At 65.0% G+C, this 11551-nt stretch carries 7 protein-coding genes and 1 tRNA gene; 5 read left to right on the top strand and 3 right to left on the bottom strand.

What is annotated here, in order from left to right; all coding sequences use genetic code 11:
* Positions 1-201: 201 nt before the first annotated feature.
* The 3 genes from AX709_RS14100 to AX709_RS14085 all read right to left on the bottom strand — a co-directional run bounded on the left by AX709_RS14100 (position 202) and on the right by AX709_RS14085 (position 2596).
* Positions 202-789, bottom strand: a complete 588-nt coding sequence (locus AX709_RS14100) for a GNAT family N-acetyltransferase (RefSeq protein ID WP_231727529.1) — start codon at positions 787-789, stop codon at positions 202-204.
* A gap of 77 nt (positions 790-866) precedes the next feature.
* Complete coding sequence (locus AX709_RS18970) at positions 867-2282, bottom strand: AraC family transcriptional regulator (protein ID WP_197419006.1); 1416 nt, start codon at positions 2280-2282, stop codon at positions 867-869.
* 227 nt (positions 2283-2509) lie between these two features.
* Positions 2510-2596, bottom strand: a tRNA-Leu gene (locus tag AX709_RS14085).
* A gap of 253 nt (positions 2597-2849) precedes the next feature.
* Here AX709_RS14085 and AX709_RS14080 point away from each other — a divergent pair.
* From AX709_RS14080 to gltB, 5 genes are all read left to right on the top strand, one after another.
* A complete protein-coding gene (locus tag AX709_RS14080) occupies positions 2850-3785 on the top strand; it encodes a complex I NDUFA9 subunit family protein (RefSeq protein WP_066550291.1) in 936 nt (311 codons plus the stop codon).
* 72 nt (positions 3786-3857) lie between these two features.
* A complete protein-coding gene (locus tag AX709_RS14075) occupies positions 3858-4658 on the top strand; it encodes an undecaprenyl-diphosphate phosphatase (RefSeq protein ID WP_066481586.1) in 801 nt (266 codons plus the stop codon).
* Positions 4659-4820: 162 nt separating this feature from the next.
* The gene (locus tag AX709_RS14070) at positions 4821-6272 is read left to right on the top strand and encodes an NAD(P)-dependent oxidoreductase (RefSeq protein WP_066550300.1); all 1452 of its coding nucleotides are present in this window, start codon (positions 4821-4823) and stop codon (positions 6270-6272) included.
* A gap of 83 nt (positions 6273-6355) precedes the next feature.
* A complete protein-coding gene (locus AX709_RS14065; RefSeq protein ID WP_066550288.1) occupies positions 6356-6958 on the top strand; it encodes a DUF2059 domain-containing protein in 603 nt (200 codons plus the stop codon).
* Between the two features lie 31 nt (positions 6959-6989).
* Positions 6990-11528: a glutamate synthase large subunit gene (gltB, locus tag AX709_RS14060; protein ID WP_066550285.1), complete on the top strand. Its 4539-nt coding sequence runs from the start codon at positions 6990-6992 to the stop codon at positions 11526-11528.
* The last annotated feature ends 23 nt before the right edge of the window (positions 11529-11551 follow it).

Raw genomic sequence — 11551 nt, 5'->3', positions numbered from 1 at the left:
GAAGCGGTCGATGGCGAGGGTGCCGACGGAGGTGGAGCGGCCGTCGGAGGTGGCGCGACCCTCATTGTCGTAGGGAATCATGCCTGAAGACGGCACGGCAAGCGTCCGCCGGCGCTGTCGTAAACATCTCGCAGTGCCCGTAAGCGACCACGCAGGCCGTCGTGGCGACGGGTTTCCTGGACGTGACGTCCCACTTTTCCGTTATCGCAGATCATTCGGAAGCTCCGGATCATGGCAAGCCGCAGCGATAAGCTGCTGAGCGCTGTCAACCGTCAGTGCAGGCGCTGCCAGCACCACGGATGTCGCGATCTGCCGCTCCGGCACATCCCAATATGTCTTCAGGAGCTGCGCTGTCACCGTTTCGGGGACGAGCGCGAAGCCATGCCTCCGATAGAAGCCTATGGCCCAGACTGCAGCAGCCCAGGTTCCGATCAGAATGGGAGAGTTGCCGTTGCCCCGCAGGTGATTGATCAATGCCGAGCCGATGCCGTGACCCTGGTGGTTCGACAGGACATAGGCATGCCTGATCAGGCGGACATTGCGAACGCTCTGAATGCCCATCACGCCGACGAGCAGACCATCGATGGCGTAGCCCGTGAAGCGCACACCGGCAGCGATCTCGGCCTCTAACGCATCCAGGGGCATATACGGATCATGCCAGCGATCGGCCGGGATCACGCCCTTATACGCCATCGCCGCTTCGTTGATGATGGCCATGATCGCCTGATTTTCATGCTCGGCACATGGCCTGATGGCGCCCGATCCCATCGCTTCTGCACGATGCTCCAATGATCTGCTCCCCGCAGTTGCAATGGAGTCGATTTATTCGGGAGGTGCAGCGCGATCTTGAAGGAAATTGCAGACGCTCAACGCATGGCAGCAGCATAGGCACCGGGGGTCATGCCAAAGCGCCGAACGAATGTGCGATGAAAATGGCTCTGGTCGGCAAAGCCCGCTTCGCTGCCAGCTTGGGCGAGGCCAACACCGCTGCGGATCAAGGCTTTGGCGAGGTCGAGCCGACGCTGAATGATATAAGCGTGCGGGGTGAGGCCCGTCAGAGCGGCAAAACCACGCAGCGTTTTGAACCTGCTGGTCCCTGATATCTGCGCCAACTCGTCGAGTGGATGATCGGCGGCTGGATCAGCGTCGATCCGTTCCTTGACCCGGTCAATCGACTGCGGCGCCCTTGCCCGGGATGTTCTCGGATCGCCCAGCATTCCGGCCAAAAGCAGGATGAGCTGCTCATCCATGGCATCTTCATTGCCGCGCTCATGGGCTGCGTAAGCGGCGGCAAACCTATGGGCAGCCACCACGTTCTGAAGCACCGGACGGGTAAACTCTGTTTCGCTGCGCTTGCCTTCGTGGATATCGGCCGCGATGGCGCTCACCTTGTCCGTATCGAGATAGAGCATGGCCCATTTGCGGCTATCGCCGATCGCCATGCCGTCATGCACTTCACCGGGGTTCACCGTGATGAGGTCGCCAGCAAAGGCCTCGACATGCCCCCTGCCGCTCCAGGACCGTTGAGCGCCAGCCAGCATCAGGCCGACGCCATATTCATCGTGCGAATGGCGCGCAAAACTCAGGGCAGAACACGCTTTGACGGCGGTCACCCGCTGCCGGCCTCCCCGGATTGAAAATGAGTTGGTGGTCACGCCCAAACTCTCCAACGATACCCAAGCCCGATCAAGCCGTGGCTGACGCTTCACTTCAGATGATGAAGTAAAGCGTGTTGCCGAAATTGCGCAGCACAACGGGGAGCAGCAGGCTGCCGGTGCGCAGGCGCAGCCATACCGCGATGAAGGAAGGAATGGCGGTGAGCGCCATGGTAGGGGATCGAATGCGAAGGCCCCATCGGAATAGCCGAACGCATGCGTCATGCCGAACAGCAGGCATGACAGCACCGCCCCCCAGCCCCAATCGACCCCCAGCAACTGCTTGCGCCCCCGGAACGCCTGGTCGAGCGCGAACAGCAGGAGTCCCCGATAGAATAGTTCTTCGTCCAGACCGGGCATCGTCGTCTGGAATGCGACATCTTCCGTACTGGGCGGGTCGGCAGGGAAGAGCATGGCGATCACGACAAAGAAGCCGCAATAGGCCGCAGCAACGATTGCCGCGGCCTTCAGACTGCCCGCGGCGGGCGAGAGGGTCAGGCCGATCCGGCGCAGCCCGAAGTGCAGATGCCCAGCGATGGCGATGGTCGCGGCCAGAGCCATGAGCTTGCCCTGCCCGTTCCATGCGCCTCCCACCACATCGGGAAACGATCCGTAGCCAAGCGTCAAAAGGGCGTCGCCAAGCCTTTTCCCTCGGCTTAGCAGCGTTGATCTGGAGGTAGTTCAGCATGGTCGTTTTCCCAGCAAGGCCGGGTCGATCCGAGGGCAACAGTAAGAGCAACATTTGTTGCCGCTGCTGTTGCCCTTAGCCGGATTTCGCCAGACGGTGTCTGGCGATTCTCGGTATAAAAATGCTGTGAAACCAGTCGATTACTGGACGTATCCAAAGCCAGTATTGGTGCCCAGAAGAGGACTCGAACCTCCACGCCCTTGCGAGCGCCAGCACCTGAAGCTGGTGCGTCTACCAATTCCGCCATCTGGGCACGGGGTAGGAGGCGCGACCTAGGGGGGGCGAATACGGATGTCAACCGGCTTGATTGGGGGTCGGTATGGAAAAACGCCGCCAGGCCTGCGGGGTCGCTCGGGCGAGGCGTGCGCCTGCCCCGCCCTGCCCGCCCGGCCTTTGCGGCGCGCCTACGTAGCGCCTGCGGCGCGTCGCGACTTGCCGTTTGGCGCGACAGACGGCAAGGGCGATGCGGTAAAGCCATCAGCCCATTGCGGGGACCGAGGACAGGAATGACCGACCAACTCATCACGCTGTTCGGTGGCGGCGGATTTCTGGGCCGCTATGTCGCGCAGGACCTGTTGCGCGCCGGGCATCGCGTGCGCGTCGCCCAGCGCGACCCGCGATCCGCGCTGTTCCTGAAAACGCAGGGCGCAGTCGGCCAGACCCAGTTCGTCGCGACCGACCTGACCCGTGCGGACAGCGTCGCGCGCGCGCTCGCCGGGGCGGACGGCGTCGTCAACCTGGTCGGCATCCTGAACGGCCGGTTCGACGCGGTTCAGCGCCAGGGCGCGGAGAATGTCGCGCGCGCTGCGGCGGCGGCCGGATGCGGCGCGCTGGTCCATATCTCCGCGATCGGGGCGGATGCACGATCGGCGTCGGCCTATGGCCGGTCGAAGGGCGAGGGCGAGGCCGCAGTGCGTGCGGCTTTCCCCGCCGCCACGATCCTGCGCCCGTCGATCGTGTTCGGACGTGAAGACCAGTTCATCAACCGGTTCGCGGGGCTGATCGCGACCGCGCCGGTCGTGCCGGTGCTGAAGCCGGACACGCGCTTTCAGCCGGTCTATGTCGGCGATGTCGCGGCCGCTGCGGTCGCGGCGCTGGCCGATCCCGGCGCCTATGGCGGCACGACGTTCGAGCTGGGCGGTCCCGACGTGATCACGATGGGCGCGCTGGTGCGATGGATCAACGACGAAACGGGGCGCGGGCGTGTGATCGTCGATCTGCCCGACGCGGCCGGCGCGGCGATCGCGTCGCTGGGCTTCCTGCCGGGCGCACCGATCACGAAGGACCAGTGGCGGATGCTGCAGGCCGACAATGTCGTTTCGCCGCAGGCCGAGGGCATCCGGGCGTTCGGCATCGATCCCACGCCGATGTCGGCGGTGGCGCCCGCCTATCTGGTGCAGTATCGCAAGCATGGCCGGTTCGCCGCGCGCGTCGGCAACTGACCCCGCCCCCTGCCCGTTCGACCCGCCGCCGATCGGTGCGGGGGTCGTTGCCGCACCGACCGGAGCCCCTGAATGCACGACCTGCTGACCGTCATCCTGCTCGGCATTCTGGAGGGGCTGACCGAATTTCTGCCGGTATCGTCGACCGGGCACCTGATCCTGGCGGGCGAGTTGCTGGGATTTACCGGCGAAGGTTCGGCGACGTTCAAGATCGCGATCCAGCTCGGCGCGATCCTGGCGGTGATCGTCGTTTACTGGCGGCGATTCTGGGATGTCGGCACGGGCCTGATCGCATGGCGGCGACCCGACGTGATGTTCACGCGCAACATCCTGCTCGGTTTCGCCCCCGCGCTCGTGATCGGCGTGCTGGTCTATGACGCGGTGCGTGCGGCTCTGGAAAGGCCGGTCATCGTCGCCGTCGCGCTGATCGTCGGCGGGGTGCTGATCCTGGCCATCGAGCGCATGGTCAAACGGGTGCGGTTCGAGGCCGTCGAAGCAATGCCGTTCGGCACCGCGCTGTCGATCGGCATCGTGCAGTGCCTTGCGATGCTGCCCGGCGTCAGCCGTTCGGGCGCGACGATCATGGGCGCGCTGCTGATGGGGGTCGAGCGGCGCACCGCGGCCGAGTTCAGCTTCTTTCTGGCGGTACCGACGATGGCGGCGGCGACCGCTTATGCGCTGTGGAAAGACCGCGCGCTGCTCAGTCTCGACGATCTGGGCGCGATTGCGATCGGCTTCGGCGCGGCGTTCGTGACCGCCCTGATCGTGGTTAGAATATTCGTCGCCATTGTCGGGCGTTACGGGTTCGCGCCCTTTGCCTGGTACCGCATCGTGGTGGGCGCAACCGCATTGGTCTGGCTGCTCCAACGTTAAAGGTCCGTTTCGGGCCTTTGTTGTCGAATATGGAATGACAACGATCCCGAGATTAAGGGGATACCGCAAGATATAGGTAAGTATAGCTGATATATTGGTCGTTTTTTGCGTGACTCCCGCGCATCGTGAAGCTAAATGGCGCGCGAAACCCGGGATCAAGTCATGGCCAGTGAAAAGCTCCTCCAGTTCGTCGATCGGGCGCAGGCCTATCCGCCCAAGCGCGACGCAGGGCACCGCGCGAGCGATTTCCGCGAGATCGCCGAACGCTACGCGCCGCCCAGCGCGGAGGATCAGGCGGGACGCTGTTCGCAATGCGGCGTGCCCTATTGCTCGGTCCACTGCCCGCTCCAGAATCATATCCCCGACTGGTTGCGCCTGACCGCGGAGGGTCGGCTGCGCGAGGCCTATGCGCTGAGCAATTCGACCTCGACCATGCCCGAGATTTGCGGGCGCATCTGTCCGCAGGACCGGCTCTGCGAAGGCAATTGCGTGATCGAATTCACCGGCCATGGCGCAGTGACGATCGGGTCGGTGGAAAAGTTCATCACTGATACCGCCTGGGAACAGGGCTGGGTCGAGCCGCTGGTGCCCGGTCGCCCGCGCGGGCAGTCGGTAGGCATCATCGGCGCGGGACCGGCGGGACTGAGCGCGGCGGAATATCTGCGCGTCATGGGCTATGACGTCCATGTCTATGACCGCTATGATCGCGCCGGCGGGCTGCTGACCTATGGCATTCCGGGCTTCAAGCTGGAAAAGCACGTGGTCACTCGCCGGGTCGAGCGGCTGGCCGCCGGCGGCATCGTCTTCCATGCCAATTTCGAGGTCGGGCGCGACGCGAGCCTGGAGGCGCTGCGTCAGCAGCACGACGCGGTGCTGATCGCGACCGGGGTCTACAAGCCGCGCGAGATCAAGGCACCCGGCGTGGGGGCCGACGGCGTGGTCGAGGCGCTCGACTATCTGACCGCGTCCAATCGCAAAGGGTTCGGCGACGCGGTGCCGGCGTTCGACGATGGCAGCCTGAATGCCGCGGGCAAGCATGTCGTGGTGATCGGCGGCGGCGACACCGCGATGGATTGCGTGCGCACCGCGGTCCGCCAGGGCGCGAAGTCGGTCAAGTGCCTGTACCGCCGTGACCGCGCCAACATGCCCGGCAGCCAGCGCGAAGTCGCCAATGCGGAAGAGGAAGGCGTCGAGTTCGTCTGGCTCTCCGCCCCCGAAGGCTTCACCGGGGGTGGCCAGATCAATGGCGTGCGCGCCGCGCGGATGCGGCTGGGTGCACCCGACGCCAGCGGCCGCCGCGCACCCGAGCCCGAGCCGGACAGCCAGTTCACGCTGGACGCCGATTTAGTCATCAAGGCGCTGGGCTATGATGCGGAGGATTTGCCGAGCCTGTTCGGATCGGGTGAGCTGGGCGTCACCCGCTGGGGCACGGTGCGCGTCGACCAGCGCACGATGATGACCAGCATCGACGGCGTGTTCGCCGCCGGCGACATCGTGCGCGGCGCCAGCCTGGTCGTCTGGGCGATCCGCGACGGCCGCGACGTCAGCGACAAAATGCACGCTTTTCTGAAGGCGAAGGCGCGGACGGCGGAAACCGAGCAGGTGGCGGCATGATTTGGCCAACGACGCTAATCACGGTTGCTTTGATCCAAAGCACCTCGACGCCCGTTCAAAGCTCGACAGCGCCGGCAAGCTCATTGAGCGAGGATCAAGCCGTCTATAGTGAACTCGTCGGCTATATCGCCGCTGAGGCCGACATCCTGTCATCAGGGGCTGCCAATTTCGAGGCATCTTTCAACAAGGGCTTGGCTGCTAATGGCGGTGAAGCGCTCGAAGCACGGTTCCCTGGGATCACGAAAGTCGTAGGGACTGCGGGCAAGAACGAAACGCTCGCCATATTGCGCGAAGGATACCCCGAAATTCGCGGGATCATCCTTGCCGAGTTGAGGAAGAACCTGACCCCACAAGAGGCGCGGGACGCCAACAGATTTTATGGCTCGCCGACTGGCCAGAAGCTTATCCGCGCTGGGGTCGCCGGGGCGCGTGGCAGCAGCTTAGATGCGATTTCGACCTCGGGGCAGCAGAGCGCCGTCGCGGCGATGGGGCCTGAGGATCAACCCGCGCTCCTTCAATTTGCAGGCACCAGCGCGTTCAAAAAGATCGCGGTGCTTGGGCCGCCACTGCAGAGAATGTCAGCTGACTGGGCCACTGCTTTGATCGCCAAGTCCGACGCAAGACTGAAAGCGGTCGTTCAAGCGGCAATGAACGCGCACCTTTCGAAATTGCGATCGAAAAAGTGAACTACATGAAGCGGCTTAGCAGCAGGAAGTTATGACCGAAGAAGCCATCCACTTGGATTTGGAACGCGCCCGCCTGGCGCGTGACGGCATGTATCGGCCCGAGTTCGAAGGCGATGCGTGCGGCGTCGGCCTGGTCGCGGCCACCGATGGCCGGGCGTCACGGCGCGTCGTGCGATCCGCCATCGATGCGTTGCGCGCGGTGTGGCATCGCGGCGCCGTCGACGCGGACGGCCGCACCGGCGACGGCGCGGGGCTGCATGTCGATCTGCCGTTGCGCTTCTTCGACGATGCGATCGTCAATTCGGGGCACAAGGTGCTGCCCAACCGGCTGGCAGTCGGCATGGTGTTCCTGCCACGCACCGACCTTGGCGCGCAGGAGACGTGCCGGACGATCGTCGAGAGCGAGATCATCGACGCGGGCTACACCATCTACGGCTGGCGCCAGGTGCCGGTCGATGTCTCGGTGATCGGCCAGAAGGCGCAGGCGACCCGGCCCGAGATCGAGCAGATCATGATCGCCGGCCCGATGCCCGACGAGGTGAGCGCGGCGGAGTTCGAGAAGAACCTCTACCTCGTTCGCCGCCGCATCGAGCGCCAAGTGATCGCCGCGCAGATCAGCGGCTTTTATGTCTGCTCGCTGTCGTGCCGCTCGATCATCTACAAGGGGCTGTTCCTGGCCGAGAGCCTGTCGGATTTCTATCCCGACCTGAACGACGACCGGTTCGAAAGCCGCGTCGCGATCTTTCACCAGCGTTATTCGACCAACACCTTTCCGCAATGGTGGCTGGCCCAGCCGTTCCGATGCCTGGCGCATAATGGCGAAATCAATACGATCCGCGGCAACAAGAACTGGATGAAGAGCCACGAGATCAAGATGGCCTCGATCGCGTTCGGTGAACGCAGCGAGGACATCAAGCCGGTGATTCCCGCGGGCGCGAGCGACACCGCCGCGCTGGACGCGGTGTTCGAGGCGATCTGTCGTTCGGGTCGCGACGCGCCGACCGCCAAGCTGATGCTGGTGCCCGAAGCATGGCAGGGGCGCAGCGACCTGCCGCCCGATCATCGCGCGATGTACGAGTATCTGGCGAGCGTGATGGAGCCATGGGACGGCCCGGCCGCGCTTGCGATGACCGATGGCCGCTGGGCGGTTGCCGGCACCGACCGCAACGCGCTGCGCCCGCTGCGCTACACGCGGACGAGCGACGGGCTGCTGATCGTCGGTTCGGAAGCTGGCATGGTCGTCGTGCCCGAGGCGAGCGTGATCGAGAAGGGCCGCCTCGGCCCCGGCCAGATGATCGCGGTCGATCTGGATCAGGGCGTGCTGTTCGCCGATCGCGCGATCAAGGACAAGCTGGCGGGCGAGGCCGATTATCCGGCCATGATCGGAAAGTTTCTGACGATCGCCGACCTGCCCGATGTGGCGGGCGCTGCCGATGGCGGCTATGACCGCGCTGACTTGGCGCGGCGGCAGGTCGCGGCGGGCCAGACGCTGGAGGACATGGAGCTGATCCTGTCGCCGATGGTCGAAAGCGCCAAGGAAGCGGTGGGCTCGATGGGCGACGATACGCCGCTCGCCGTTATCAGCGACAAGCCGCGGATCATCAGCCAGTTCTTTCGCCAGAATTTCAGCCAGGTGACGAACCCGCCGATCGACAGCCTGCGCGAGCGTCACGTCATGTCGCTCAAGACCCGCTTCGGCAATCTGGCCAACATCCTGGACGACGAACCGCGCGCCAATCCGGTGCTGGTGCTCGACAGCCCGGTGCTGACCAACCGGGAATGGCATCGGTTGAAAGGCTATTTCGGCGCGACCGCCGCTGACATCGACTGCACCTTCCCCGCCGGCAGCGGCCCCGAAGGGCTGCGCGCCGCGATCGCCCGCATCCGCGCGCAGGCCGAACAGGCGGTGCGCGAGGGCCGCAGCGAGCTGTTCCTGACCGACGAGGCGATCTGTGCGGAGCAGGTCGGCATTCCCGGCGTGCTCGCCGCGGCGGCGGTGCACACGCACCTCGTGCGCAAGGGGCTGCGCTCCTATGCCAGCGTCAACGTTCGCGCCGCCGAATGCCTCGACACGCATTACTATGCGGTGCTGATCGGGGTCGGCGCGACGACGGTCAACGCCTATCTGTCCGAAGCCGCCATCGTCGACCGCCAGGCACGCGGGCTGTTCGGCGACCTGTCGATCGAACAATGCCTGGAACGGCATCGCACCGCGATCAAGGAAGGGCTGCTCAAGATCATGTCGAAGATGGGGATCGCGGTGATCTCCAGCTATCGCGGCGGCTATAATTTCGAGGCGGTGGGCCTCAGCCGCGCCCTGGTCAACGACCTGTTTCCCGGCATGCCGGCGAAGATCTCGGGCGAGGGCTATGCCTCGCTCTACGTCAATGCCAGCGAGCGTCACGAGGCCGCGTTCGACAAATCGGTGGTGACGTTGCCGATCGGCGGCTTCTATCGCCAGCGCGCGGGCGGGGAGGCGCACGCCTATTCGGCACAGCTGATGCACCTGCTGCAGACCGCGGTCGGCACCGACAGCTATTCGACCTATCTGCAGTTTTCGCGCGGAGTGCGCGAGCTGCCGCCCATCTATCTGCGCGATCTGCTCGAGTTCAACTTCCCCGCGGAGGGGATGGCGATCGACCAGGTCGAGGCGATCACCGAGATCCGCAAGCGTTTCGTGACGCCGGGCATGAGCCTGGGCGCGCTGAGCCCGGAGGCGCACGAGACGCTGGCGATCGCAATGAACCGGATCGGGGCGAAGGCGGTGTCGGGCGAGGGTGGCGAGGACCGCATCCGGTACCAGCCGTACGAAAACGGCGACAACGCCAATTCGGTCATCAAGCAAGTCGCATCGGGGCGGTTCGGCGTCACCGCCGAATATCTCAACGCGTGCGAGGAGATCGAGATCAAGGTGGCGCAGGGCGCGAAGCCCGGCGAAGGCGGGCAGCTGCCCGGGTTCAAGGTCACCGAGTTCATCGCGCGACTGAGGCATTCGACGCCGGGCGTCACGCTGATCTCCCCCCCGCCCCATCACGACATCTATTCGATCGAGGACCTGGCGCAGCTCATCTACGACCTGAAGCAGATCAACCCGCGCGCACGGGTGTGCGTGAAGCTGGTCAGCTCGGCGGGCATCGGCACGGTCGCGGCGGGCGTCGCCAAGGCGCATGCCGACGTCATCCTGGTCTCCGGCCATGTCGGCGGTACCGGGGCCAGCCCCCAGACGAGCATCAAATATGCCGGCACGCCGTGGGAAATGGGGCTGAGCGAAGTCAACCAGACGCTGACACTCAACGGCCTGCGCGGGCGGGTGAAGCTGCGCACCGATGGCGGCTTGAAGACCGGGCGCGACATCGTCATCGCCGCCATCCTGGGCGCGGAGGAGTTCGGCATCGGCACGCTCAGCCTGGTGGCGATGGGCTGCATCATGGTGCGCCAGTGCCACTCCAACACCTGCCCGGTCGGCGTGTGCACGCAAGACGACAAGCTGCGCCAGAAATTCGTCGGCACGCCCGAAAAGGTCATCAACCTGATGACCTTCATCGCCGAGGAAGTGCGTGAGATTCTCGCGCGGCTGGGCGTGCGCTCGCTCGACGAGGTGATCGGGCGGACCGAGCTGTTGAAGCAAGTCTCGCGCGGGGCCGAGCATCTCGACGATCTCGATCTCAACCCGATCCTAGCCAAGGTCGACGCACCCGATGTCGAGCGCAAGTTCAGCCTGTCGACCTTCCGGAACGAGGTGCCCGACAGCCTGGACGCGCAGATGATCCGCGATGCCGCCGCGGTATTCTCACGCGGGGAAAAGATGCAGCTCACCTATTCGGTGCGCAACACGCACCGCGCGGTCGGCACGCGACTGTCGAGCGAGGTGACGCGCACCTTCGGCATGGACAAGCTCGCCGACGGGCACATCCATGTCCGGCTGCGCGGCAGCGCTGGCCAGTCGCTCGGCGCGTTCCTGTGCCGCGGTATCACGCTCGAGGTGTTCGGCGATGCCAATGATTATGTCGGCAAGGGGCTGTCGGGCGGCACGATCGTGGTGCGGCCGATGGTGTCCTCGCCGCTCGCCAGCCAGGACAACACGATCGTCGGCAACACCGTGCTGTATGGCGCGACCACCGGCCGGCTGTTCGCTGCCGGTCAGGCGGGTGAGCGTTTCGCTGTGCGCAATTCGGGTGCCCAGGTCGTGGTCGAAGGGTGCGGCGCCAATGGCTGCGAGTACATGACCGGCGGGATTGCGGTCGTGCTCGGACGGGTCGGCGTCAATTTCGGCGCGGGGATGACCGGCGGCATGGCGTTCGTCCTCGACAGCGACAACAGCTTTGCGCGGCTCGCCAATCCCGAAAGCATCACGTGGCAACGCATCGCGTCGGCGCACTGGGCAGGGATATTGCGCGACCTGATCGAGCAGCATCATCGCGCGACGGACAGCAAATGGTCGGGCGGACTGCTCGAGGACTGGGACCGGGTGATCGGCCAGTTCTGGCAGGTGGTGCCAAAGGAAATGCTGACCCGGCTGGAATATCCGCTGGCCGATCGCGCCGACGTCGATCTGGTGGCCGCGGAATAGTCTCACGCGCGTCCACGCGCTAC

The organism is Sphingomonas sp. CCH15-F11, assembly GCF_001557005.1.
GTDB lineage: Bacteria > Pseudomonadota > Alphaproteobacteria > Sphingomonadales > Sphingomonadaceae > Sphingomonas.
Note: the sequence above shows the minus strand (reverse complement) of the source record. Positions and strands in the feature narration are given on the sequence as shown.

Bases quoted from the DNA above. Each gene is read 5' to 3' on its own strand.
- AX709_RS14080 (WP_066550291.1), top strand. From the start codon at position 2,850: ATGACCGACCAACTCATCACGCTGTTCGGTGGCGGCGGATTTCTGGGC.
- AX709_RS14075 (WP_066481586.1), top strand. From the start codon at position 3,858: ATGCACGACCTGCTGACCGTCATCCTGCTCGGCATTCTGGAGGGGCTG.
- AX709_RS14070 (WP_066550300.1), top strand. From the start codon at position 4,821: ATGGCCAGTGAAAAGCTCCTCCAGTTCGTCGATCGGGCGCAGGCCTAT.
- gltB (WP_066550285.1), top strand. From the start codon at position 6,990: ATGACCGAAGAAGCCATCCACTTGGATTTGGAACGCGCCCGCCTGGCG.